This window comes from [Clostridium] symbiosum (assembly GCA_036419695.1).
In the GTDB taxonomy this organism is placed as follows: Bacteria; Bacillota; Clostridia; order Lachnospirales; family Lachnospiraceae; genus Otoolea; species Otoolea symbiosa_A.
Map to the genome: position 1 here is coordinate 2,744,713 of CP143946.1, position 26,165 is coordinate 2,770,877.

The 26,165-nt window shown below is 49.7% G+C and carries 25 protein-coding genes; 4 read left to right on the plus strand and 21 right to left on the minus strand.

What is annotated here, in order from left to right; all coding sequences use genetic code 11:
- From pgsA to V3C10_12675, 7 genes are all read right to left on the minus strand, one after another.
- The gene (pgsA, locus tag V3C10_12645; protein WVP60170.1) at positions 1–543 is read right to left on the minus strand and encodes a CDP-diacylglycerol--glycerol-3-phosphate 3-phosphatidyltransferase; all 543 of its coding nucleotides are present in this window, start codon (positions 541–543) and stop codon (positions 1–3) included.
- Entirely contained in the window at positions 527–1,864 is a 1,338-nt protein-coding gene (gene rimO, locus V3C10_12650) for a 30S ribosomal protein S12 methylthiotransferase RimO (GenBank protein WVP60171.1), read from the minus strand. Before rimO ends, pgsA begins: the two co-directional genes overlap by 17 nt.
- 226 nt (positions 1,865–2,090) lie before the next feature.
- The gene (rpoZ, locus tag V3C10_12655) at positions 2,091–2,348 is read right to left on the minus strand and encodes a DNA-directed RNA polymerase subunit omega (protein ID WVP64622.1); all 258 of its coding nucleotides are present in this window, start codon (positions 2,346–2,348) and stop codon (positions 2,091–2,093) included.
- Positions 2,349–2,368: 20 nt separating this feature from the next.
- Complete coding sequence (gene gmk / locus V3C10_12660) at positions 2,369–2,989, minus strand: guanylate kinase (protein ID WVP64623.1); 621 nt, start codon at positions 2,987–2,989, stop codon at positions 2,369–2,371.
- Between the two features lie 30 nt (positions 2,990–3,019).
- Positions 3,020–3,898 (minus strand): YicC/YloC family endoribonuclease, encoded by an 879-nt coding sequence (locus V3C10_12665; protein ID WVP60172.1) that lies wholly within the window; start codon positions 3,896–3,898, stop codon positions 3,020–3,022.
- 624 nt (positions 3,899–4,522) lie between these two features.
- A complete protein-coding gene (locus V3C10_12670; protein ID WVP60173.1) occupies positions 4,523–5,059 on the minus strand; it encodes a chromate transporter in 537 nt (178 codons plus the stop codon).
- Positions 5,040–5,609 (minus strand): chromate transporter, encoded by a 570-nt coding sequence (locus V3C10_12675; GenBank protein ID WVP60174.1) that lies wholly within the window; start codon positions 5,607–5,609, stop codon positions 5,040–5,042. The genes V3C10_12670 and V3C10_12675 overlap by 20 nt, the downstream gene beginning before the upstream one ends.
- Positions 5,610–5,782: 173 nt before the next feature.
- Between V3C10_12675 and V3C10_12680 the strand changes: the two genes are divergently transcribed.
- Positions 5,783–6,691 (plus strand): LysR family transcriptional regulator, encoded by a 909-nt coding sequence (locus V3C10_12680; GenBank protein WVP60175.1) that lies wholly within the window; start codon positions 5,783–5,785, stop codon positions 6,689–6,691.
- 106 nt (positions 6,692–6,797) lie between these two features.
- Here the strand turns inward: V3C10_12680 and V3C10_12685 are convergent, their stop codons facing one another.
- The 6 genes from V3C10_12685 to citD form a co-directional block, all read right to left on the minus strand.
- Positions 6,798–8,309: a tripartite tricarboxylate transporter permease gene (locus V3C10_12685; GenBank protein WVP60176.1), complete on the minus strand. Its 1,512-nt coding sequence runs from the start codon at positions 8,307–8,309 to the stop codon at positions 6,798–6,800.
- 16 nt (positions 8,310–8,325) lie between these two features.
- The gene (locus V3C10_12690) at positions 8,326–8,826 is read right to left on the minus strand and encodes a tripartite tricarboxylate transporter TctB family protein (GenBank protein ID WVP60177.1); all 501 of its coding nucleotides are present in this window, start codon (positions 8,824–8,826) and stop codon (positions 8,326–8,328) included.
- A 111-nt stretch (positions 8,827–8,937) separates the two neighbouring features.
- Positions 8,938–9,966 carry a tripartite tricarboxylate transporter substrate binding protein gene (locus tag V3C10_12695; protein WVP60178.1) on the minus strand — a complete coding sequence of 343 codons (1,029 nt, stop codon included), beginning with the start codon at positions 9,964–9,966 and terminating at the stop codon, positions 8,938–8,940.
- Positions 9,967–10,558: 592 nt separating this feature from the next.
- Complete coding sequence (gene citF, locus V3C10_12700) at positions 10,559–12,118, minus strand: citrate lyase subunit alpha (protein WVP60179.1); 1,560 nt, start codon at positions 12,116–12,118, stop codon at positions 10,559–10,561.
- Between the two features lies 1 nt (position 12,119).
- Positions 12,120–13,022, minus strand: coding sequence for an aldolase/citrate lyase family protein (locus tag V3C10_12705; GenBank protein WVP60180.1), 903 nt, complete (start codon positions 13,020–13,022; stop codon positions 12,120–12,122).
- Positions 13,022–13,321 carry a citrate lyase acyl carrier protein gene (citD, locus tag V3C10_12710; GenBank protein ID WVP60181.1) on the minus strand — a complete coding sequence of 100 codons (300 nt, stop codon included), beginning with the start codon at positions 13,319–13,321 and terminating at the stop codon, positions 13,022–13,024. Before citD ends, V3C10_12705 begins: the two co-directional genes overlap by 1 nt.
- Before the next feature lie 624 nt (positions 13,322–13,945).
- Here citD and citX point away from each other — a divergent pair.
- The 3 genes from citX to V3C10_12725 are packed head-to-tail and all read left to right on the plus strand — an operon-like array spanning position 13,946 to position 17,327.
- Entirely contained in the window at positions 13,946–14,500 is a 555-nt protein-coding gene (citX, locus tag V3C10_12715; protein ID WVP60182.1) for a citrate lyase holo-[acyl-carrier protein] synthase, read from the plus strand.
- A complete protein-coding gene (locus tag V3C10_12720) occupies positions 14,497–15,528 on the plus strand; it encodes a triphosphoribosyl-dephospho-CoA synthase (protein ID WVP60183.1) in 1,032 nt (343 codons plus the stop codon). Before citX ends, V3C10_12720 begins: the two co-directional genes overlap by 4 nt.
- A gap of 59 nt (positions 15,529–15,587) precedes the next feature.
- Complete coding sequence (locus tag V3C10_12725) at positions 15,588–17,327, plus strand: NFACT RNA binding domain-containing protein (GenBank protein ID WVP60184.1); 1,740 nt, start codon at positions 15,588–15,590, stop codon at positions 17,325–17,327.
- A gap of 160 nt (positions 17,328–17,487) precedes the next feature.
- On the opposite strand, the gene V3C10_12730 is transcribed toward V3C10_12725, so the two are convergent.
- The 8 genes from V3C10_12730 to rsgA form a co-directional block, all read right to left on the minus strand.
- Positions 17,488–18,690, minus strand: a complete 1,203-nt coding sequence (locus V3C10_12730; GenBank protein WVP60185.1) for a cofactor-independent phosphoglycerate mutase — start codon at positions 18,688–18,690, stop codon at positions 17,488–17,490.
- A gap of 155 nt (positions 18,691–18,845) precedes the next feature.
- Positions 18,846–19,988 (minus strand): SLC13 family permease, encoded by a 1,143-nt coding sequence (locus V3C10_12735; GenBank protein WVP60186.1) that lies wholly within the window; start codon positions 19,986–19,988, stop codon positions 18,846–18,848.
- A 344-nt stretch (positions 19,989–20,332) separates the two neighbouring features.
- Entirely contained in the window at positions 20,333–21,610 is a 1,278-nt protein-coding gene (serS, locus tag V3C10_12740) for a serine--tRNA ligase (protein WVP60187.1), read from the minus strand.
- A gap of 687 nt (positions 21,611–22,297) precedes the next feature.
- Positions 22,298–23,176: a pyridoxamine kinase gene (locus V3C10_12745; GenBank protein ID WVP60188.1), complete on the minus strand. Its 879-nt coding sequence runs from the start codon at positions 23,174–23,176 to the stop codon at positions 22,298–22,300.
- Positions 23,177–23,202: 26 nt separating this feature from the next.
- Positions 23,203–23,793 (minus strand): ECF transporter S component, encoded by a 591-nt coding sequence (locus tag V3C10_12750; protein ID WVP60189.1) that lies wholly within the window; start codon positions 23,791–23,793, stop codon positions 23,203–23,205.
- A gap of 155 nt (positions 23,794–23,948) precedes the next feature.
- The gene (locus tag V3C10_12755; GenBank protein WVP60190.1) at positions 23,949–24,599 is read right to left on the minus strand and encodes a thiamine diphosphokinase; all 651 of its coding nucleotides are present in this window, start codon (positions 24,597–24,599) and stop codon (positions 23,949–23,951) included.
- A 22-nt stretch (positions 24,600–24,621) separates the two neighbouring features.
- Positions 24,622–25,284, minus strand: coding sequence for a ribulose-phosphate 3-epimerase (gene rpe, locus V3C10_12760; protein WVP60191.1), 663 nt, complete (start codon positions 25,282–25,284; stop codon positions 24,622–24,624).
- A gap of 2 nt (positions 25,285–25,286) precedes the next feature.
- The gene (gene rsgA / locus V3C10_12765; GenBank protein WVP64624.1) at positions 25,287–26,165 is read right to left on the minus strand and encodes a ribosome small subunit-dependent GTPase A; all 879 of its coding nucleotides are present in this window, start codon (positions 26,163–26,165) and stop codon (positions 25,287–25,289) included.

Genomic DNA, 26,165 nt, shown 5'->3' on the forward strand with positions numbered 1-26,165 from the left:
TTAGATGCTCCCTTCTGTAAGAATCCTGAAGTTCTTTGCGATATAGTCAATAAGTGAAATTACGGTCAGGGCAAGCGCCACCCAGACACAGAGATTTGTGATGAGTGAAAGGGCCGGTATGTTCAGGATCAGAAGAACCACCGCCACCATCTGGAATGTCGTCTTGAATTTGCCCCAGTAGCTCGCAGCGATCACAACGCCGTTGTCGGAAGCTACCAGCCTGAATCCGCTGATAATAAATTCACGGCTGATGATGATGATGACCATCCATGCTGGAAGCTGTCCAAGTTCAATCAGGCAGATCAGCGCGGAGCAGACAAGCAGTTTATCCGCCAGCGGATCCATGAACTTGCCGAAATTCGTTACCAGATTATATTTCCTCGCGATCTTGCCGTCCAGCAGGTCCGTCAGGCTCGCCACGATAAACAGAACCAGGGAAATCATACGGAAGGTGGTGTTCTCACCTCCCTGATACAGCAGAAAGAAAACAAAAAAAGGAATCATTATGACGCGCAAAACCGTCAGCTTATTCGGTAAATTCATCGATCATCTCTCCTATCAAATCATAATCAAGGGCTCCGGTTACTTTTACCCGGCAGAAATCACCGGACATAAGGGGAACATCTGCATTTACAAATATCAGTCCGTCCACATTTGGTGCATCCATGTAGGTCCTTCCTACAAAGGCGTTTTCATCCGCCACCTTGCCTTCAATCATAACTTCTAAAGTCTTTCCGACCATATTTTCAGCCTTCTCAAACGCGATCTCCTGCTGAAGCTCCATAATTTCATCGCGCCGCTCAGCCTTTATCTCTTCGGGTATCTGATCCGGAAACGCTGCAGCGGGGGTATCCTCCTCGGCCGAGTAGGCAAATACGCCCAGACGGTCGAACTCCATCTCATCCACAAACTCCATCAGTTCTTCATGGTCTTCCTGCGTCTCTCCCGGAAAACCGGAGATCAGGGTGGTCCGGAGCACAATATCCGGCACCTCCTCCCTCAGACGGGCAATCCGTTCCTTAAGTTCCGCCTTGTTCGTCTTTCTTCCCATACGCTTAAGGATCCGGTCGCTGGCGTGCTGGATCGGAATATCGAGATAGTGGCAGACCTTCTCTTCCTCTTTAATTACCTGGACCAGTTCCTCGGTAATTTCTTCCGGATAACAGTACTGGACTCTGAGCCATCCGATTCCGGAAATCTTTGAAAGACGGCGTAAAAGCTCGGGAAGCATCTTCTTCCCATAGAGATCCACTCCATAAAGCGTGGTCTCCTGCGCCACCAAAATCAGTTCCTTAACTCCCTGTTCCGCAAGCCCGGAGGCCTCCTCTAAAAGGCGCTCCATCGGCACGCTGCGGTAGGGGCCGCGCAGGGAGGGAATGATGCAGTAGGTACAGCGTTTGTTACAGCCTTCCGAAATCTTTAAAAAGGCATAGTGGCCTCCCGTGGTCACTATCCGTTTCTCCGCCACCTCCGGGAGGGCAGAAAGATCGTGGAAGCACGCCATATGTTCGCCTTTCAGGGCCGCATTCAGTACATTCGATATCTCGTCATAGGTGGAAGTGCCGAGAATTCCGTCCACCTCCGGAATCTCTTCCATAATCTCTTCCTTATAGCGCTGCGCCATGCAGCCGGTTACGATCAGGGCTTTACAGCTGCCCGATTTTTTCAGTTCCGCCATCTCAAGAATCGTGTTTACACTCTCCTCTTTTGCGTCATTAATAAAACAGCAGGTATTCACAAGGATAATATCCGCTTCATTCTCGTCGTCGGTAAATGTATGGCCGTCCTTATTCAAAAGGCCCAGCATCATCTCCGTATCCACCAGGTTTTTATCACAGCCCAGGGAAATACAAAGTATTTTCATTCTTTCACTCCAATCGGTCATTTGTTGTAACAGTTCAGACAGCATGAACTGTTACGGCATTCGGCTAATGAAATCGCTGCGCGATGAGCCGAATGCTTGCTGCCACTACCTTTTTGTACGGTCAGCGCAGTAAATGCGCAGACCTATCTGAACTGTTACCATTTGTTCTCTTCATTACATAAAAAGCCATCTCCTTGCGCTTTACAGCGCGAGACGGCCTTCTTCTTTAGTATTCAATCTCATCTTCAGGAGTATTATCGTCACTCATAATCTTAACTTTGGACTGATACAGCTCGTCAATGGCAATGGAAAGCGGTTTTCTTGCATCGGCCGGTACGGCGGACTCTTCCCCCGCAATCAGCTGTCTGGCACGCTTTGCCGTAGCAATGACGATGGAATAACGGCTCTGGATTAACGGCTCGTCGCCGGGCTCCACACCGCTGTTTACAACTTTAATTAAATCATTATAGGATGGACGTAACATCATAATCGATCAGGCTCCTTTCAAAAGTCCTTCATTTCTTCTCTGATTGTTCTGATAAAAGTTAAATGACTGCTCACCCTGGCATGCATCGACTGGATTAGATGGTGCATCCTGTCCACGCATTCGTCAATGTCATCATTGACCAGGAGGAAATCATAATTTTCAATTCCTTCGGCCTCTTTCGCAGCTCTTGAAAGTCTCGCATTGATCGTTTCAATCGGCTCCGTGCCTCTGTTCACAAGGCGGCGGCGCAGTTCCTCTGCGCTGGGAGGCGTAACAAACACCAAGACTGCCTCGGGAAACTTCTCCTTGATCTTGAGCGCTCCCTGAATCTCAATTTCCAAAAGTACGTCTTTGCCGGCTTTTATGCTGGAATCGACATACTCTCTCGGTGTTCCATAGTAATTCCCGACATACTGGGCATACTCCACCAGCAGATCGTTCTCTATCATCTTTTCAAATTCTTCACGTGTTTTGAAAAAATATTCTCTTCCGTCTTCTTCTCCGTCCCTTGGGCCGCGGGTTGTTGCGGAAATTGATAAAGCATAGTTATCATATTTTGTAAGAAGGGCCTTCATTAACGTCCCTTTGCCTGCGCCCGAGAATCCGGAAACAACCACTAAAACACCCTGATTATTCATCATACAAGTCTCCGTCTGTCTTAATTGTCATTACTCAATATTCTGAATCTGTTCCCTGACCTTCTCGATCTCGGTCTTCAAGGCAATCGCCTTGTCGGATACTTCCAGATCATTGGCCTTGGAAAGGATCGTGTTGGCCTCGCGGTTCATCTCCTGGGCAATAAAGTCGAGCTTTCTGCCCACGCTTCCGCCGGCAGTCAGTTCCGCTTTCGTAGCCTCGATATGGCTTCTGAGACGCACGGTCTCCTCATCGGTACAAATCTTATCGGCGAAAATAGTAACTTCTGCGGCAATTCTGCCTTCATCGATGGAAGAACTTTCCAGAAGCTCCTTCACCTTCTCTTCCAGCCTGGTTCTGTATTCATCCATGATCTTCGGCGAGCGTTTCTCTACCTCGTCCACCAGACCGGTCATATAGTCAAGCTTACCCAGAAGATCATTCTTCAGGTTCTCGCCTTCCGTGATTCTGCTGTCCACAAACCTGACGGCGGCCCCGCTGACGGCCTCCTCCAGAATCTTCCACATATGCTCCTCGTCCTCCGGCTCCTGCTCCATCGTAAGGATCTCAGGAAATCTTGCCAGCGACGATACCCGGACATCGTTCTCGATGCCGAACTGCTCCGACATCCTGCGGAAATATTCCATGTATTCTGCCGCCAGAGAGGCATTGTAGTTAAGAGACATCCGGCCTTCGGTATAGTCTTCATAGGAAATAAACAGATCCACCTTGCCGCGCTGGATATACTTCTTGAGCAGATTTCGGATCCCTGCTTCAAAGAAATTAAACTTCTTCGGCATCTTGATGCTCAGATCCAGATAACGGTGGTTAACCGCCTTCATCTCCACTGAAATCTTATATTCTTCCGTCGCAATTTCACAACGTCCGAACCCGGTCATACTCTTTAACATGACAGTACCCTCTTTCGTCCATAGATAATGGTATTATAATGCAAATGGGAAAGGGAGTCAACTGAATTGTGTGGGATTTAGTTGAGATGCGGGGACGCCTCTGTAAGCCGGCGGACGGGGGAGTGGGTTGGATGAATGGGACTTCAGTCCCGGCGAATGGTTGTGGTGAGGGGGAATCCAGGAGAAAAGATTCCTTCCCCAGGCAGGTTGTCGACGGGACTGAAGTCTCAGGGAAGGTTGTTGCCCCGTCCGCCGGCTTCAGGGCTGATTGTCTCTTTCGTCAAGTAAGGGAATACCCCTCCCCTTTGAAGAAATAAGAACAAATCAACGGCCGCAGGCCGGGGTTTCGGGATAGCGAAAACCTTCGCGTTTTCAGTCCCGGGTCATAACCTGCCTGTGGGAAGAAGGGAGAAAAAGATTCCGCAGGGAACCTGGGAGTTCATCGGCACTTACCGAGGTATTTTCGAGGTTAGTGTCCGTTATGTACTCCAAAGAGCGCGAGCGTTTCCCGAAGGAACTTTTTCTGCCCGGATTCCCCACCTGCGACAAAATTAAAGCCCGGGACTGAAGACTCATCCCCCTCTCACCATCCCGACCCCCGGCCGTCGGCGGCGTTCTCATTTTTCAGCCTATCAGTAGCCCCAGCGCCGCCGCCAGCAGCATGGTTTTCGGCACCGACAGACGGAACTTGTACATGGCGCCGCCTGTGATGAGGGCGATGACGACCAGATTCCAGTGAACCGCAAAGCTGCCGCCCATAAATGTGCCGCCGCTGAGCGTGAGCACAACTGCGGCCAGCATTCCCACGCAGGCCGGGCGGATTCCCCACAGGGCGTGTTCCATCCAGGGGTTTCCCTTTAAGCGTTTCAGGAAGTGGGCTGCCAGCATGCAGAGAGTCAGGGAGGGAACCATGACTCCGAGGCTGCTGAGCAGGGCGCAGGGAATGCCGTCTATCCGGTAGCCGACAAAGGTGGCGCAGTTAATTCCCATGGAGCCCGGCGTAATCTCGGCCAGCGCCATGACGTCCATTACCTGCGCTTCGGTCATCCATCCGTTCGCCGTCACCTCGTCCAGGATAACCGGGATCATCGTGAGGCCTCCAAAGCTGCAAAATCCAATCCGTATAAATGCAAATACCAGTTTAAGATAAATCTCTGCCACGGCCTCTCCTCTCCTTTACATACATCACAATTCCGATAAGCCCGCACAGGACGACAATCGCCAGTTTATTCAGATCGGAAACCACGCAGATGACGGTAACGATAATTCCTATAAGATAGGTAGCCCTGTCGGTCAGGGCATTCTTTTTTAATTTCCACGCAGCGCCGATGATGACGGGAATGACGGCGCTTCTGACCCCGTTCATCATCCGGATCACATAGGGATTATTGCAGAAAATATCATAAAAATTAGTGATGACCGCGATGACAATCACCGCCGGTGAGACAAGGCCGAAGGAAGCGGCGAACGCTCCCGGGACGCCGGCCACCGTATAGCCGAACAGGACCGAATAATTGACAATCATAATGCCCGGCAGAGACTTCGCCACGGACATGAAATCCAGGATCTGCTCCTCGGTCACCCAGTCCCTTTTTTTGCAGAACTCATCTTCTATCTGGGCGATAATACTCCATCCGCCTCCAAATGTAAAACAGCCTATTTTAAACATCGTGCAGTATATCACGAGCAGTTTTTTATATTGTTCTTTCAAACCCATCATCCCCCTTTCTAATTTATTATACCCTCAGGGCCAAGCAGTGTCAAAGCGGTCATTAACTGCCTGCCCAAAACTCTGTCATTGCTATTTTTTCCCGGAAATGATATGATCGTAACACAGCACCGCTTCAGGGGCTGCAAAAGCAAACACAGACGGGGGAATATTCAATGAATCTTAAACATGCCCAGTACATGCTCACTGTCCTTCAGGAAGGAAGTATCACCGGTGCGGCAAAAAAGCTCTATGTATCCCAGCCTTCTCTGAGCCAGATGATCAAACTCGTGGAGACCAATCTGGGGACACCGATTTTTAACCGTTCCACCGAGCCTCTCACCCTGACCTATGCCGGTGAAAAATATATGGAAGCTGCCCAGCAGATTCTGACCATCAATGCGAATCTCGCCAAAGAGATTGAGGAAATCACGCAGGAGGATCACGGAAAACTCCGGTTCGGCGTTCCCGTTCAGAGAGGAATGCAGGTGCTTCCCTACGTGCTGCCTAAATTTTTTAAGATGTACCCTTACGTGGATGTGGAGGTTTTCGAGCAGGGATCGGGACTGATGGAGAATATGGTCCTGGACGGAACCGTGGATATGGCCTGCATGACGACCACCGCCCGGCACAGCGAACTCAAATATATCCTGGTGGAGAACGAGGATCTCGTCCTCCTGACTTCCAGAAATACGGCCCTGGCCAAACGGATTCCAGAGGGAACTCCCATCCAGATTACGGAGGCGCGCAATGAGAAGTTTGTATCCAACAAGCCGGGGCACAGTGTAAGGGCGGTTCAGGATAACCTTTTTATCACCAATGACATGCATCCGAAGATCATCCTGGAGACGGTCAGCATCGAGGTGGAGAAAAAAGTCTGCATTGCCTGCGACGCCGTCATGATCTGCCCCAAAAACTACATTGAGAAGACGCCGGAGATGCAGGAAAAGTCTGTTACATATCCGATTCTCAACACCGACAGCCAGCGCCACTGCTATATCTGTCACAGAAAGAATCTGTACCTGACCAAATATATGCGTGATTTCATCAACATCCTGGTTGAAGTAGAAAATCCATTCCTATAATAGTATCAAGAACCCCGGCTGACCTTACTCTGCTTTTACAGAGTGAGATGTCAGCCGGGGTTCCTGCATAGACAGCGGCCTGTTTAAAACACACAGCTCACCGTATCTATTTACTTTCTGCTTTGTTTTTGACTAAAAGTGGTTTAACAAAAGGATAAATCAGCATGATGATACAGCAAATCATGATGACTGCGGTGATCGGCTTGGTGAAAATCGCCGACATGCTTCCGTTTGTCAGCGTATACGCACGGCGGAAGTTGGATTCGCACATCTGTCCGAGTACAAGACCAAGTACAAGGGCGGCTGAATTGTATCCCAGCTTTACAAACATATATCCGATAATTCCGGCGCCTGCCATCAGGGCAACATCGCCTGTATTATTGTTCAGCGCATAGGCGCCGATCGCAGCCATCATAATGATAACCGGCCCAAGGATACTGTAAGGCACGGAAAGAATTTTGGCGAATACTTTCGCCACTGCCATCGCTACGATTACCATGATAATATTTGTTACAAGCATGGAACCGAATACGGATGCAAGGTACTCAGGCTGAGTCTTAACAAGCATAGGTCCAATCTGAACGCCTTTGATTACAAGAGCCGTCATCATGATAGCCGCAGCGTTCCCTCCCGGGATACCCAGGGAGAGCAGAGGCACCATCGAACCGCCGGTAGCCGCGTTGTTGGCCGCCTCGGAGGCCACGATGCCGTCCGGGATACCGGTTCCCAGTTTTTCGGGATGTTTGGAAACTTTCTTCTCAATCGCATAGGATAAGAAGGAAGCGATAGTTGCGCCGGCGCCCGGAAGGATGCCTACAATCGTACCGATTACGGAAGAACGGATCATTGTAAACTTTGTTTCCCATACTTCCCGGAAGTTTGGGAGAACCGTCTTCATCTTTGTGGATGATTTGCCGGTTGCATCTTTTTCCGTGTCAATCTTCTTCGGCTTAACCGTCTGCTTGAGAACCTCGGTCACGGCGAAAAGTCCAATCATCACCGGAATCATCTCAATACCGGAAAGCAGTGTGGAGTTGCCCCAGGTGAAACGGGCGATTCCAAGCATCGGGTCCATTCCGACACAGGCGAGCAAAAGGCCTAAGAGTCCGGAAATCAGTGTTTTCACAATATTGTCGCTGTCCAGACAGGACAGAACGGAAAGTCCGAGGAAGGATACCGCAAACAGCTCGGAAGGGCCGAACTGGAGGGCTACCGTTGCCAGCTGAGGAGATACGAGAGCCATGGCAAATGCGGCAACAAGACCGCCTACGGCGGACGCGATCAGCGAAAATCCAAGAGCCTTGCCCGCCTCACCTCTCTGGGCCATCGGATAACCGTCGAACGTTGTGGGCGCACTGGAAGGTGTTCCCGGAATACGGAACAGAATGGCCGTGATTCCGCCGCCTGTAATCGATGCGCAATATACGGAAACCAGGAACGCAATCGCGATAACCGGATTCATCGCATAAGCAAATGGAAGAGCCAGGGCAACCGCCATCGATGCACTTACGCCAGGCATCGCCCCAAATATAACACCTAAAACCGTACCTGCTACTAAAAGGAAAAATGTAGAAGGCGTAAATACTATTTTTAAACCAGTCAGTAATAAATCAAACATACCTTACACTCCTTCCTTAAAATGGCAGTTTTGTTTCAAAGAACAATGCAAACTCACGGAAAATACCGGTACCTCTGGCGAGCATAATATCAAGCGCTCCCTGGAACAGTAAGTAGAGGATGGCCGTAATAATAAGGGCCATAATAACCAGGAATCCTATCCTCCGTTCCCCTAAAAGCACACCGTAGGCGATCAGGAACAGGAACGAAACCGGTATAAATCCGATAATCGGCATCAGCACGGCCATAACCGCTACTAAAATCATGCCGACAAATAATTTACTTTTTAAGAATTCTCCCAGATTGAATCCGGCGGTCAGCTTCTCTCCGCTTCCCTTCATCTTTTTCAAAGAATTCACTATATTCACGATTATTAATATTATAAGAAGGACGAGAATAATTCTCGGCCAGAACGCTGCACCAAGTTCTGTCGCTGTAGGAGCTGGTGACTCGGCGCCTACCAGGAAGAAAAGGTATATGCAGAAGATTCCCAATACAAGTGAAAAAATAATGTCCAAATCAGATAACCTGCCTTTCCCTGCCTCTTTATTCAGGGGGAGCGGATAAATCCACTCCCCTCAGTTTCATTGTTTTAAATATTCATTTGCAGTCAACATCTGTTAAATCAATTATTTAGTACCGAACATTTCTGTTAAATCTTTGTAATCGTTATCCCAGGATGCCTGGTAATCTGCCGTATTTAACCAGCCCTGTCTCTGATCGAGGCCCTGCTGTTTTGCCCATGTCTGGAATTCTTCGCTGGCTACTGCTTTTTCTGCTGCTGCTTCGAACGCCTTGATAGCTGCTTCAGGAGTTCCTTCGGTATAGAAAATACCGCGGGACGGTCCAAAGTAGCAGTCCAGTCCAAGGTCGCCTGCGCTGTCTACGTTCTCAAATCCCGCCAGTGTCAGTTTTTTCTCCGTACAGGACATAACAACCTTCATATCGCCGGATTCCAGCATAGCGGAAACCTCTGCCGGCCCTACACATGCCAGATCCACATGTCCGCCGATAACGTCTGCGTTTAACTGGGAACCTTCGGTGTAAGCAACTGCCTCCACATCGCCTTCAAATGCCGCTTCCACACATGCTGCATCCAGACCTGTGATTGTCATAACGCCGCATTTCACCTTGCCCGGGTTAGCCTGTGCATATTCTTTCAGCTCTGCATAGTTGTTGTATGGTGACTTTGAGCTGGTAACGAAAATATTGCAGTCGTGTACGAGCTGGCACAGCGGTTTGATTTTTCCGTATACGTCGAAATCGGTTGCACCGGAAATCTGCGCTAACATCGGGGACTGGGTACAAAGTAAATATGTATATCCATCGGCCGGCTGGCTGGTCGCGAACTGTACGCCGGTAACGCCGCCTGCACCTGCTTTGTTATTAACGACTACGGATACGCCAAGTTCTTTCTCAAGAGCGGAAGCAAATGTACGGAGTGTTGTATCGGCTCCGCCGCCTGTGCCCCATGGACAGATAATCTCAATGTTCCTCTCCCATTTCCAATCCTCAGCGCCTGCCGCTGCTTCCTGTCCGCCCTCGGCTGCTTTTGTCTCTGCCGGTTTGTCTGCTGTACCGGAACTGCTGCTTCCACATCCTGCGAGGCTTACTGCCATTGCTGCTGCCAATGCCAGACTAATCACTCTTTTCTTCATAATATCTTCTCCTTTTCACTCATTATTTTGGTTTGCTGCAGGGTGCTGCTTTCCAAACCCTTGATTCTATTATACCGTTTTTTAGCAGTTTTTCAACACTTCTTGTATGAATTGTACAATTTTTGGTGCTTTTAACGAATTATAATTGTGCAATTATACCAGTCATAAGATAATACTTATGTGCCGCGAAACCATATAAAATAAGGTTTTTTTACATTTCTTTTACAAAAATTTTATAAACTGCCGTTTTTGAAAAAAACTATCGGAACGCTTTTTTTTGTTCAAAGTGACATTTATTGTATTTTTACACGTGCAATGTTCTATTCTGAAAGCAGGCGGAACAGCCTGGAATCAGAATCGGTCTGCGTGATCATCAGGGCGAGCCTCTAAAAGATTCCGTGAAAATTTCTTATTCCATCGGAATTTCGAAAATTTTTCCGGTAAAAACGGTAAAAGAGCCGGTTTTCCGCTGATTCAGGAAAACTGGCTCTTTTAGCCGAACTGATATTCTGGTGGAACTCATTTTTTAGTTGAACTCATATTCTGTCGAACTCATATTCTGGTAGAACTTATTTTTTAGTTTAACTTAAATCTAGTCGAACTGATACTCCCGGATCTCTCTTACAACATCCATGATGGTTCCGTCGCGTCCCTCGATAATGCCGACAACACGTTCGCCAAACTGAACCGGGTCCGGTTCACCGACCATGCTGTACGCTTTATCGCGAAGCTCCTCTATCGTGCAGAACGGCAGGTTGACATTCTTCATGCACTCGATCAGATCCTGACGGCGCGGGTTGATGGCGATGCCGTAATCCGTGATTACGACGTCCACGGTCTCGCCCGGCGTCGTCACCGTCGTAACGTTGGTGCAGATGGCGGGAATCCTGCCCTGCAGAAGCGGGGCGATGACAATCGTACACTTTGCCCCGGCCGCCGTGTCAGGATGGCCTCCCTGCGCGCCGGTGATGACGCCGTCGGAACCTACTACGACATTACAGTTAAAATTGATATCCACTTCCAGGGAAGCCAGGATAACAAAGTCCAGCTTATTGACATAAGCGCCCTTGTTAAACGGGTTGGCATACTCGGATGCGGAGATCTCAATATGGTTCGGGTTCTTTTTGATGGATTCAATGGCTCCCTGATCAAAGTCCTGTGTATCCACAAGGGTGCGGATCAGGCCTTTTTCCAGAAGTTCACACATGGGGGTGGTGATTCCGCCGAGCCCGAGTCCCATCTGGATTCCCCTCTCCTCCATAATCTTGCCGAGTGATATCGTGGAGGCGATGGACGCGCCGCCGACACCCGTCTGATAGGAGAAACCGTCTTTAAAGTAAGGGGTATTGATTACAAACTGGGTACAGTAATCGGCCATCATGATTTTTCTCACATCGGTCGTCGGTTTGGCTGCTCCTGTCGCAATTTTATCGGGATTGCCAATGGCATCCACAACGCAGACATAGTCTACGTTTGTCATGGAAATGCTGGCCGGGATGTTCGGGAATGCAACGAGGCAGTCCGTCACGGCCACCACTTTATCCGCATACTGGGCATCCACCATTGCATATGATAAAACGCCGCAGTCGCTCTTTCCGCCGTTCGGGCGGCAGTTGCCGTATTCGTCGCAGGTAGGCGCGCCGATAAAGGCGATGTCCACATGCACCTCACCCGTCTCAATGGCACGCACACGTCCGCCGTGGGAACGCATAATGGCCAGGTTCTTTAACTTACCGGTCGAGATAGCCTCACCGATTTTGCCTCTCACGCCGGAAGACTGGATACCGGTAATCGTCCCATCCTCGATAAACGGCACAATCGGATCATTGGCCTTGCCGAGAGAGCTGGCACAGATGGTGAGATCCTTGATCCCCATATTGTGAATCTCCTCCATTACCATATTGACAACGTAATCGCCCTCACGGAAATGATGATGGAAGGACAGAGTCATGCCATCGCGGATTTCACATTTTTCAAGCGCCTCCCTGATGGACTGCACCATCTTGGAACGCGTCGGATCGGACAACGCCCGCACTACGGGAGCGGCCTTCTTATACTCATAATTATCATATACGTAAGCGCCTTCAAACACTTTTTTACCGGTCGCCTTTAAAACTTCCTCCGGAATATCTCTTCCCACTTTATTTATCATTTTACATATCCCCCTCATAAACGCCTGCGGCTTTAGCCATAGCCAGGGTCCTCTTGGCCCCGTCATAGAAAGCGATATCAATCATTTTTCCATCTACCGTAAATACGCCGATGCCTTTTGCTTTCTTGTCATCAATTTCACGCACCACTTTTTCAGCAAAAATAATCTCCTTTTCGGTAGGAGTGAATATCTTATGGACAATGGCAATCTGACGCGGATTGACAAGCGATTTTCCGTCAAATCCCATCATCTTGATCATGGCGGTTTCTTTTTCAAATCCTTCCATGTCATCCAGGTTTGTAAACACCGTATCAAAGCACTGGACGCCTGCGGCGCGTGCCGCCATAATCATATGTTGTCTCGCTCCCATAAGCTCCACGCCGGTGCCTGTAATTACGGTCTGAAGATCTTTCGTATAATCTCCTCCGGACAGGGCGATTCCGATCAGACGATCGGAAGAAACACAGATCTCCTGGGCATTTAAAACACCCTTACAGGATTCCAGGGCGGACATCAGGAGGGTGCTGCCCTCGGGACGGCCAAATTCACGCTCGGCAGCCAGCACATGCTCTTCCACCGTACGGACATCCTGTGCGGATTCCGTCTTTGCTATACGGATAGTATCGGCTCCTCCCGCCACACAAACGCGGATATCTTCCTTCCAGTGCGGTGTGTCAAGTCCGTTGATGCGGACAACTCTCTCCACGCCCCGGTAGTCAATCTCCTTAAGCGCATGAAACAGGGAATACCTCGCTGCATCCTTCTGGTTCTCGGCAACCGCGTCCTCCAGGTCAAGCATAATGGAATCTGGTTTATATATATATGGGTCTTTAATCAATCCCGGCTTCTGGCAGTTCAGAAACATCATGGATCTTCTCAGTCTTTTTTTAAATGGATGGCTCATTATCTGATTGCACCTCCCCATGGTAAATTTTCCGTAATGCCGCTGGAACGGTATACGGCGCATTCCACTCTGGCCTTTAAAGTACAGTCTAAAGCTCCTTTGTCCACAACCTTTACCTTTGCATCGTTCACATTAAGGCGCTCCAGCGTCTCCAGGACAACCGCCCTGATCTGCTTTCCAAACTGATGGATAACGCTGCTCTCAATGACAAGCTCAACCTTTCCATCACCCGGTTCAACTGTAATCTGCGCATCACTGGACTCCAGTGTACCGGCCACAGCCGCTTTTTCGATCACCATAAGATTTCCTCCTCTATTGCTTATATGTTTGTGTATATTGTTACTTTTTCTGAATTAATTATTGGGTCTTTCTACATATTATCTAAAAATATAGTAGCATGGTAAAATGGATAATTCAAATACTTATGCTCTTATGGAGTTCATAGGAGAAAAGTTATCAGGGGGTAGTTGGAGGGGCGGGAAGGGCTGTGAAATGGGGGCGGGACTGGGGAGAGGGAGGGTTGGTGAGTCTTCAGTCCCAGTCATAATCTGGGCGGTGGGGAAGGAGGAAGAATAAATCTGCGCAGGGGACGTAGGAATCCGCCGGTGCTTGGACGCCGTTTTATGGCGTCTTAGCATCCGCTGCGCATTCCATAAGCGCGAGCGGGTCCCCGTAGCAGATTTCTTTCTTCCGTATTCCCCGCCTTTACGACAAACCTCCCTCCGGGACTGAAGACTCATCCCCTCCCCTCCCATTCCGGCCCCCAGCCGTCCCGGCAGCGTCCTCATTTCTCAATTAAATCTCAACTTCCTGTTGTTTTAAATGCCGCTTTTCTTTATAATAAGAAGTCAGGGGCATACTATCTCTGTGCCCGCACTGTATGGGAACATATTCCCGAAACTAATCTACAGGAGGATTCGGACATGGATTTGACGGTAAATAATGAGGTATTACTTGAAGAAATGCTGGCTGCCAGGGAGCGGCGCGTCTTCCTGCAGAACACATTGACGGAAAAATATAATACGACGCTCATCAGCTTTACCCTGAATATCCCGGGACCCGTGAAGGTTTTTGAAGGGATACCAGAGGTTTTCGACGGCGGATACAGTGAAATTCTGAGGACACTTTCCGATTCAGGCATTGCCGCGCTTCATGAATATGTGATCCGCGAGAAGACGGGCTATGAGGCTTTTATTGCCGCCGACGCCTCGCCCCTTACCATTAAGCGTCTGATGACAAGACTGGAGGACGGCTCTTCGATCGGGCGCCTCTATGATATTGATATTATAAAACTGGACGGGAGTAAGGTTTCCAGGGAGGAACTTGGTCTTCCCTGCCGCACCTGTCTGATATGCGGACAGCCCGCCCACGCCTGCAGCCGAAGCAGGAATCACAGCGTGGAAGAACTGGTTGCCTATATTAAAAAAATGATATCGGAAGCTCACCCGGGCTCTGATAAAGGTGGGACTGATCTATGAGTGTAAAAAAAGAGCTTGACAGCCGGGAGTTTTCCCTGAACCTGATGCAGAAACAGTTTCTGGATTCATTGGAATGTGCGGCAGGCCGCTCTCTCACCGATGAGGTGGAGGCCACCCCAAAGCCGGGACTGGTGGATTTAAATGACAGCGGCGCCCATAAAGATATGGATCACAGGACATTTGAACTCAGCATTGCTGCAATTCTGCCCTTTATCAGAGAGATGGCCGAGATTGGAATCCATCACGGGTCTATGGAAGGGGAAGCCGGCCTGCAAAGCGGAAATAAGCCGGATGCTGAAAATGCGGAACGGCTATTTGCCGCCATCCGGCCGGCCGGGGTACGGGCCGAGAAAGCCATGTTTGAGGCGACAGGCGGTGTCAATACCCACAAAGGCATTATTTTCTCCATGGGACTCCTGGCCGCGGCGGCCGGATGTTTTTGGGGCAGACGCCCTGTATGCTCCGGCGTTCAGGCTGAGGAACTTTTATCTTACTGCGGCTTGATGTGCCGCCGTCCGATGGAGCGCGACTTTTCCGCCGTCGTACCGGGAGCAAATAACACGCACGGGGAACTGCTTTACCTGAAATACGGATGCCGAGGAATCAGGGGGGAAGCGGCCGATGGGTTTCCGGCCGTCCGTTTTGTCGGACTCCCCGCACTGCGGGAATACTTTGAATACGCGAAGTTATCCGGTGTACATCCCGGCCGGAACCAGCTTTCCCTCCACATCCTTCTCCATCTGATGGCCAATGTGGACGATACGAACGTGCTTTTCAGGACAAACTATGAATCACTTGAATATGTAAAACAGTGCGCCCTGTCTGTCCTCTCGCTTGGGGGCAGCAAAACGGAGGAAGGGATGGAGGCCCTTACACGGCTGAACAAAGACTTTACAGATAAAAACATAAGTCCCGGAGGCTGCGCGGATCTACTGTCCATGACTCTTTTCCTCTGGCGGATCGAATCACTTTTTCACGCTTTTAACGGCGGGAACGGCATGGATAGAAACTTCCAAATTGGAGATTGATTGAAATTATAACAACCTTGGATTTGCAACTATAACAGATTTGAAAGGAATGACCAACTATGGCTTTTGACGGAATAGTAATTGCCGGCCTGGTAAAGGAATTTAATGATAAACTGACCGGCGGAAAGATCTCAAAGATTGCCCAGACGGAAAAGGACGAACTCCTTTTTACAATAAAAAACAACAGGGAGAATTACCGTCTTCTGATGTCGGTAAATGCAAGTCTCCCGTTAATCTATCTGACGCAGACGAATAAACAGAGTCCCATGACGGCGCCCAATTTCTGCATGCTCCTCAGAAAGCATATCGGAAACGGGAAAATTGTATCCGTGAGCCAGCCCGGGCTGGAACGGATTATCCGATTTGAGATTGAACACCTGGATGAACTCGGCGACCTCTGCCGCAAGTTCCTGATTGTCGAGCTGATGGGAAAACACAGCAATATTATTTTCTGTACACCGGACGATAAAATCATAGACAGTATCAAACATATTTCCGCCCAGATCAGCTCGGTCCGGGAAGTGCTTCCGGGACGTGATTATTTTATCCCACAGGCCGCAGGAAAGAAGGATCCGCTCTCTGCGGATGAGACCGTATTCACGGAAACGCTCTCTGCCGCCCAGGCTCCCGCCGGGAAGGCGATTTATACAAGCTTCACCGGGATCAGCCCCGTCATGGCGGAAGAATTCTGCCATCTTGCCTCCATTGACGCCGATGTGCCTGCTTCGTCTCTCTCCGAACTGGAAATCACCCATTTGAGCCGCACGCTCACGCTTGCCATGGAACAGGTGAAGGAAGGCCGGTTTGAGCCGAATATTCTTTACCGCGATGAGGAGCCGGTTGAATTCTCCGCTCTCCCGCTTACCTCCTGGCCGCCGGAGTACAGGGCCGTCCGTTTTGATTCCATCAGCAGCACACTGGAACTTTATTATGCATCCAAAAATGTAATCACACGCATCCGGCAGAAATCCTCCGATCTGCGCAGAATTGTCCAGACCGCACTGGAGCGGGGATATAAAAAATACGATTTACAGTTGAAACAGTTAAAGGATACGGAAAAAAGAGACAAATACAAAATATACGGCGAGCTCCTCAACACCTACGGCTATGAACTGAGCGGAGGGGAAAAAGAGCTTGAATGTATCAACTATTACACGAATGAAACAGTAAAGATCCCTTTGGATCCCCAGCTTACCGCCAGGGAAAACTCACAGAAATTTTTCGACAAATACAATAAACTGAAACGAACCTGGGAGGCTCTCTCCAAATTTGTGGAAGAGACAAAACAGGAGATCGAACATCTGGAATCCATCAGCACATCCCTCGACATTGCCCTGAAGGAGGAGGATCTGGCACAGATAAAACAGGAACTGACGGAATACGGCTTTATCAAAAAGCACGGACCGTCCGGTAAGAAGGTCAAAATCACAAGCCGTCCTTTCCACTATATTTCCTCCGATGGGTTCCATATTTATGTTGGAAAGAACAACTACCAGAACGAAGAGCTGACTTTCAAGGTGGCCTCGGGCAACGACTGGTGGTTCCACGCAAAAGGAATCCCCGGTTCCCATGTCATCGTAAAGACGGAGGGCCGCGAACTTCCCGACAGGACATTTGAGGAAGCCGGTTCACTGGCCGCCTATTATTCCAAGGGGCGCGGCAATGAAAAAGTGGAGATCGATTATATCCAGAAAAAATCCGTCAAAAAAGTGGCCGGAGCCGCCCCCGGTTTTGTTATCTACCATACAAATTATTCGCTGATGGCGGTTCCGAAGGTGACACTGGAGGAAGTGCTTTAAACGCTTAAATCAGGAGGTAATATGGCAGAATTAACATCTATGATGAATATCGGGAAAGAAATGGCCAAAAAGCTGACATCGGTCGGAATCGATTCAGCCGATACTCTGAGGCCCCCTCTTTTTCAAAAGAGGGGGCCTTCTGTATTATCTGACTACGTCCCTATTCTCCCAGCAGACGATCTATCATTTTGTAACCTTCTTTCACCAGGATACCGGATTTCTTTCCATTGGCCTCGCTGTATAAGAGTCCCTGGCCGAATTTCTTTCTGCTGTCGTACAGAAGATACGGCACCGGGGCGGAGACGTGTGTGCGGCAGCGGATTGGCGTCGGGTGATCCGGCATGATAAGGAGCCTGTAATCCTCGCCGGATTGATCCATCTCTTCCGTCACAATTCGGATCAGCCTCTGATCCAGATATTCGATGGCCTTCACTTTTTTCTCCACACTTCCCTGGTGTCCCATCTCATCCGGGGCCTCCACATGGATATAGACAAAGTCGGCGCCCTCTTCCAGCAGCGCTTTTACGCCTGCCAGAGCCTTTCCCTCATAGTTTGTGTTAAGGCCGCCATTGGCGCCGGGAACCTCAATATTTCTCATGCCTGCGCCGACCGCAATGCCTTTGAGAAGATCGACAGCCGAAATCATAACGCCTTTCTTTCCTGTCTTTTCATAGAAAGAGGATAAGGCTGGCCTTGTACCGGCTCCCCAGAACCAGAGTGAATTGGCCTTGTTCTTTCCCTCCGCGGCCCGTTTTTCATTGAGCGGATGATGGTTCAGGATATCAAAGCTCTTTTTCATCATTTCCCTCATCTTTTCATCCTGGGGGAGATATTGGCCAATCTTCTGTGTCAGCACATCATGAGGCGGCGTCAGCTCCACAACCTCGCCTTTTTCCCAGATCAGAAGATGGCGGTAGCTGGTGCCCACATGGAAATGGTATGTCTCATTTTCAAATACTTCTTTTACCGCGTCTAAAAGCACGGCAGCGTCCTCCGTGGAAATCTCATCGGAACTGTGGTCGATGATCGTCCTCTCCTCATAGGGTCCCTCCTCCTCGGACAGCGTAACAATGTTGCAGCGCAGGGCAATGTCGGTCGTCTTCATATCCACGCCGATGCTGAGAGCCTCTAACGGTGAACGGCCCGTGTAATATTTCTGTGGGTTATATCCGAGAACGGCAAGGTTTGCCGTGTCACTGCCCGGCTTCATTCCTTCCGGAATCGTCGCAGCAAGTCCCACCTCGGAGAGAGGGGCCAGCCGGTCCATCGCCGGAGTGTCCGCATATTCGATCGGGGTCTTTCCACCCAGGGCCTCAAGTGGCTCATCTGCCATCCCATCACCAAGCACAATTATATACTTCATTCTGTCATCCTCCTGATTTTTGTCGTACCATATTTCTGATTACTGCCTTTTATTCTACACGTTCTTTCTATAAAATGCAACCGTCCGTGTGATGCGGACAAATAAAAGAGGTGACTCCGTTACTGTTCATTCCGTTACTGTCGGCGGACGACCGCCTAGAACCCTCCCGTCAGCAGAACGGCCAGCGCGGCTAACACGGCCAGAAAAGCCAGGTTCCATCCTGTGAATGTTTTAAAGTACACGCCTTTCTTTTCATCATAGGCCCTGGCAAAAAATTTATAGGAAATGAGGCTGGCGAGGGACGCAATCAGCGTTCCCAGCCCTCCCAGGTTTACAGCGGTCAGAAGAGTTCTATATTCTCCGGTAAAACCCGACAGCAAAATGGCGGCCGGAACATTGCTGATAATCTGGCTGGCCGCGATTCCTGTTATCAGTTCATGGCCGTCAATCAAACTGCTCAGCCATAGATTCACCGCATCGATCCGCTTCATATTGCCGATGAATATGAAAAAGCAGACAAACGTCAGAAGAAGAAAATAGTCTAACTCTTTTAAAATCTTCCTGTCTCTCGCAAGCATCCAGCACAGCACGGCTAAAAGCGCAAGCTGCCACGGTACGATATGGATCACCACCAGGAGGCTGAACAGAAACAGCAGCAGGTATACGGCGAATCTTTTGACGAATGCTCCCGCATCTTCCGGCCCCGTTCCCATCCGCACCTTCACTTCAATTTTTTCATCCTTTTCTGCCACCAGGACAAAACCAAGGAGGAGCATGGAAACCACGGCATAGGGCAGCACAGCCCCCATGAAATCTGCCATTGTAATCCCGGACACCGAATAGAGATAAAGATTCTGCGGATTCCCCACCGGAGTCGCCATACTGCCCAGATTGGCGGCAATTGTCTCAAGCACAATTAATTTAACCAGTCTCTCCTCCTTTCCCACCATCTGGTAGACCAGGATGGTAAATGGGACAAAGGTGATAAGCGATACGTCGTTGGTAATTGCCATGCTGCAGAAAAAGCAGAGAAATACCAAAATAAATGAGAGCTTTTTCGTGCCGTGGGTGCCGGACAGAAGCTTCTGTCCCAGCAGGGTAAAGACTCCGATGGACTGCATGCCCGCCACCACCGCCATAAGGCAGAATAAGAGCGCCAGTGTCCTGAAATCGATATACCCCACATACTCCTTCCCCGGCCGTATCACCAGGGAAGACAAAAAGGCAAGCAGCGCCGCGATGCAGAACACCGTCTCATTCTTCAGAAACTGTTTTAATGATGTAATTTTATGATTCATACTTCCATCCCCGTTTACTCGATAAAGAATAAAATCTATCCCTAAAAAATAGGCAGGAGCCGTCTCCGGTTATCTCCTGCCTTTTCATTATATTATTTTACTGTTTGACCGGTACAATGGAACCGTCTTCGGTTATTTTTTTATCGAAACCGCACAGTCCGATATGGATGCGTATACCGTGACATCCGTATTTCCGTTCAGGCCGATGGTGCAGGCGCTGGAATCGGACGGGAGCTCCACACTCACCGCTCCTTTTTCCGCACGGGTTTTGCCAGGGCTGAGCCGCCGGCGCCGAGTCAGTTTTCTGGAAACCGAACCCAAAGGATGTTTGTATCTCCCGCAGATTAGCGGATCTCCGTCATTCCACCCATATATGGACGCAGAGGCTCAGGAATTCTGACGGAACCGTCCGCCTGAAGGTTGTTCTCCAGGAATGCAATCAGCATACGCGGAGGAGCTACCACCGTGTTGTTTAATGTGTGGGCAAAATATTTTCCGTCCTGGCCGTTTACGCGGATTTTAAGTCTTCTCGCCTGGGCGTCTCCAAGGTTGGAACAGCTTCCGACCTCAAAATACTTCTTCTGTCTCGGGGACCATGCCTCCACATCGACCGATTTCACTTTCAGATCGGCCAGGTCTCCGGAACAGCATTCCAGCGTTCTTACCGGAACATCCAGGGAACGGAATAAATCAACGGTATTCTGCCACAGCTTGTCGAACCACATCTTGCTGTCTTCCGGTTTGCAGACAACAATCATCTCCTGCTTCTCAAACTGATGGATTCTGTATACGCCTCTCTCCTCAATACCATGGGCTCCCTTTTCCTTACGGAAACATGGGGAGTAGCTGGTAAGGGTCTTAGGAAGCTCTTCCTCCTGTATAACCGTATCGATAAATTTACCAATCATGGAGTGCTCGCTTGTCCCGATGAGGTAGAGATCCTCTCCCTCGATCTTATACATCATGGCATCCATCTCGGCAAAGCTCATAACGCCGGTAACAACGTTGCTGCGGATCATGAACGGCGGAACACAGTAGGTAAAACCGCGGTTGATCATGAAATCTCTTGCATAGGAAATTACTGCGGAGTGAAGTCTGGCGATATCACCCATCAGGTAATAAAAACCGTTTCCTGCCACTTTCCTGGCGCTGTCCAGATCAATTCCATTAAAACGCTCCATAATCTCCGTATGATAAGGAATCTCGAAATCGGGAACCACCGGCTCGCCGTATTTCTGTACTTCCACATTTTCACTGTCGTCTTTTCCAATCGGAACGCTTGGATCAATGATGTTCGGGATGGTCATCATCTTCTTTAAGATCTGCTCCCCCAGTTCTTTCTCCTGTTCCTCCAGTTCGGCCAGACGCGCAGACTGCTCGGCAACCTGTTTCTTCATCTCCTCGGCCTCATCCTTTTTCCCCTGTCCCATCAGGGCGCCGATCTGTTTGGCAATCTTATTTTTATTGGCGCGAAGGTCATCCGCTTCTTTCTTGGCTGCCCTGTTCTTCGCATCCAGTTCAATCACTTCATCCACAAGGCACAGCTTGCTGTCCTGAAATTTATTTTTAATATTCTGCTTTACGATTTCAGGATTTTCTCTGACAAACTTTAAATCTAACATTTCTTCCTCCTGTTAATAACTGTCTTTCTTTCGGTTTGCTCCGTGCCTGTCGGCACACTTCGCGGAATCGATCCGGTGTGAGCGGCAGCCAATTTTTTCCCCGACTGCCATATCTTTGTCGATTATACTACAGTTTTTTCTTTATGGAAAGCCCTATTTCAGGTTGTTCCCTTTATTAGTTGAGATGCGGGGACGGCTTTGAAGGATGCGGACGGGGGGATTGGTTGGATAAGTCTTCAGTCCCGGGGGTTAGGGTGTGGTGAGGGGGAATCCGGGAGAAAAAATTCCTACGGGGACTCGCTCCCGCTTGTGGAATGCGCAGCGAGTGCTAGCTTCGAAAATACCTCAGCAAGCACCGGCGGATTCCCATGTCCCCTTCGGAAAGTTTTCTCCCTCCTTCCCCCGGGTACGTTGTCGGCGGGACTGAAGACTGGGAAGGGATCGGCCCCGTCCGGTATCTTCAAAGGCTGATTGTCCCTTTCGTCAAGTGCGGGGGATGGTATTGTCGCGGCAAACGAATCAGCGGCCGAAGGCCGTGGTTCGGAATGGCGAGAACCTTCGCGTCTTCAGTCCCGGTCATAGCCTGCCCGGATTTCCCACCCGCGACAACCTGTAAACCGGGACTGAGGACTCATAACCTTCCCCCCACCACTCCGCCCTCGGCCGTCCCGGCGGCATTCTCGTTCCTCAGCTGATTTTCATTAAATAGGACAAACATTCCTCCAGGCAAAGCCCTTCCACTTCCGGCACGCCCAGTTCTTCGGTGCGCTCGACGCATTTTCTGGTGAATGCGGCCGCTCTCCTGACCGCTTCCTCCAGGCCGATTCCTTTTACGATGCTGGCTCCAATCACAGCGGAGAATATATCGCCCGATCCGTGGTGGCTTCCCTCTACATAGTGGGCGGTCTGAAAGACCGGTTCTTTTCCTCTCTCATGAATCACATTGAGAATGAGGCTGCCTTTGACGACTCCGGTGAGCACCACGGCTCCCGCCCCCATCAGGATCAGTTTGTAGGTCAGATCGGCGAGTTTTCTCTTGCTCCATCCCTTTTCCTGATACTGGGTATCCGTCAGGATGCACGCCTCCGTCAGGTTCGGAGTGATGATGTCCGCGTACTGTATCAGTTCTTTCATCCCGTCGAAAAGCTGCTGATCGCAGACGCTGTAGGCCATTCCGTTGTCTCCCATCGTGGGATCCACCAGGAGCAGCGTATTCTCTTTTTTGAAATACCGGATAAACTCCGTTACGATTTCCACCTGCCTTGCAGAACCCAGGAATCCGGTCATGATCCCGTCAAAGGAAAAGCCAAGCTTCTTCCATTCCTCGATATAAGCCTCCATCCGGTCCGTGTAATCATCAAAAAAGCAGGAGGGATATCCTGCATGGTTGGAAAGCACGGCTGTGACGAGCGGGCAGCACTGTACTTTCAGTGCGCTGATTACAGGAATAGCCGCTGTCAGTGCACAGCGGCCATATCCTGCCATATCGTTAATCGCAGCGATTTTTTTTGGTTGTAAAGATGTTACCTTTTTTTCCGTAACATTTGTCGTATTCAAATCTTCCATGTGTTTTTCGTTGTCTCCATCGTTTTTTACGCAGACAATCCGGAAAAGAGACCGGCTTTCCTGAGTGCCGGACGAAGCGCCATATACACAGCCACCGATACAATGGCCGAGGTTACGGCGTTGATGGATGTGGAAGCCACATTCCAGGCCAGGCTCAGCTCCGCCGCCGGTTTTCCGATAATCCACAGTTTATAATAATACCCTATCAGCGGATCGGCTATCACATTGAAGATAAGTCCTGCCGATGCTGCTATTACCGTATAATTAAAAATATGTTTTTTATCACTGCTGTGATCGATTTTCCCAAGCCTATGTGCAATGAATCCCGTAATCAGGCCAATGCAGAGCTTGCAGATAAATGTCTTCGGCGCATAGATGACGTAGACGGGATCCAGTAGATCTCCGATGGTCATGCCGATGGCTCCTCCCAGGCCTCCGTAAAAGCCTCCCATCAGAAGCGCCCCGAGTACACAGACCGCGTTTCCAAGATGGATGGATGTCGCGTCACCGCCCGGCAGTGATATCTTGATCTGGCCGAAAGTAAATACTACATATGAGAGGGCGGCCAAAAGCCCGGTCATTGCGATTTTGTATGCCTGACTGTTTCTTGTTGTCATGATGATCTCTCCTCTTTTGTTCCGGTTCTTTATGAGAGCTGAAAGCCTGCGCAGTTTCCTTCACCTCGGATATGCATCATCATAGCATAAATTTGTACTTGTAAAAACATACAGATTTAATCATTTTAATCAGGTCAGTTTTTCTGTCTTTCTTTTCAGTCGTGCGCTTCCACACAAATCAGGACGCCCGATTCGACCTCCATGATTCCCTCTTCCCCGTTCAGCTCATTGCTGATGCAGAGACAGGAACCCAATTCAATGCGGCGCCTGTTTAACGGATATTTAAATCCTTTTAACGTCAGCCCCGACACAACTTCGGTGAGCGGCATGAAAGAGATGTATTTTCCGTAAAGCTCCGACCGTCTGAACACTTTTCCGCCATCCAGCAGGTACAGCTTGTTCTGGGCATCGTAAATACATACTTCCATTCCCTGCTTAAAGAACTGGTAAATGAGCTGGATGTTGCTGATCTCATGATCCATCCTTCCGCCGAGGGCGCCCAGCAAATCCACCCTGTCGCAGCCGCAGCGGGCGGCCGTCAGAAGAGCCAGTTCCGTATCCGTCTCATCCTTCTCCGGCTTATGGATCTCAAATGTCACGGAGGGGTTGTCCCTATATTCTTTGAGCACCGACTGCTCCACCGTATCCAGATCCCCCACGACCTCATCCGGCACGATATGCAGGGAATTCAGTATCTCCAGACCGGCGTCCACCGCAATCACCCAGTCATAGTTCCGGTTCTGCAGAAAATCCTTAACAAATGAAATATCAATTGAACCGCCTGTCACAACCAAACACTTTTTCATACATCATCACTTCTCTTTTTGATTATTTGTCATATTCACTAAAAATATCCAGGAATGTCTGCACATTCTTTTTTGCATCCCCCCTGAACACCGCCGAACCGGCCACAATCACATCCGCGCCCGCCTTGATCACCTCTCTCACATTGGATGGAGAGATGCCGCCGTCCACCTGAATACGCGTGGAAAGCCCTTTTTCATTGCAGAGATTCCGCAGTTCCCGAATCTTATCCAGGGTGTAGGGAATGAACTTCTGGCCTCCAAATCCCGGATTGACCGACATGATGAGAACCATGTCCACTTGATCGAGGATGCAGGACAACGTGGATACAGGCGTCGCAGGATTCAGAGCCACGCCGGCCATCAGCCCGGCCTCTTTAATCTGGTTAATGGTCCGATCCAGGTGGATACATGCCTCCTGATGCACACAGATCAAATCTGCGCCGGCCTTTTTCATCGCATCCACGTATCTTCCCGGCTCTTCCACCATCATGTGTACGTCAAATACCTTGTCCGTACAGCTTCTCAGGCTCTCGATCACCGGCATTCCGAATGAAATGCTGGGGACAAAGGCCCCGTCCATAATATCCAGATGAATGTACGGCGCTCCCGCCCTGTCTACCTCCTGTACCTGTTCTCCAAGGCGTTTAAAATCGGCTCCCAATATGGAGGGTGCTAAAATAATCATAATCAGTATCTCCTCTTATCTTTTAATTCCTGGTAAAGAAGAAGGTAATTGTCGTAACGGCTCCGGTCTATCTTTCCTTCCGCCACAGCCGTCTTCACTCCGCACACCTTCTCGCCCACATGGATACATCCAAGAAAACGGCATTCATCCTCATAGGCGGAAAATTCCGGAAAATAGTCTTTCAGTTCATTCGGTTCCAAGTCTTCAATATACATGGAGCTGAATCCCGGAGTGTCCATCATATAGGTTCCTTCTTCAACAAAGAAAAGTTCCGAATGTCTTGTCGTATGCTTTCCTCTTTTTATCTTTTCGCTTACAACGCCCGTCTCCATCCTGGCTTCCGGCTGCAGATAATTGGTGATGGACGACTTCCCCACACCGGAGGGTCCTGCCAGAACGGTCGTTTTCCCGGCAATCAGCCGGTGGAGCTCCTCAAGCCCCGATTCTTCGTAGGTGCTGATGAAGTGGAGCGGATAGCCGGGCGGGCCGTAGATGGCCTTCAGCCTCTCAATCTCCGCCTCCCCGGACAGATCAATCTTGTTAAAACAGATGATTACCGGTATCTCCTGGCGTTCCATCATGACAAGGAACCGATCTAACAGGTTCAGGTTCGGCATCGGTTCCGTCACGGCAAAAACCACCACGGCCTGGTCCACATTCGAGACGGCCGGGCGGATCAGCCTGTTTTTCCGCGGCAGGATGGCGTCAATATTCCCGGTTTTTTCCTTTTCATCGAGAACCGTGAATTCTACGTCGTCCCCCACCAGCGGTTTTATATTTCTGTTTCTGAAAATTCCTTTTGCCTTGCATTCGTATATTTCACTGTATCCGTCGTGGACGTAGTAAAAACCGGCAATGCCTTTGATAATCTTACCTTCCAT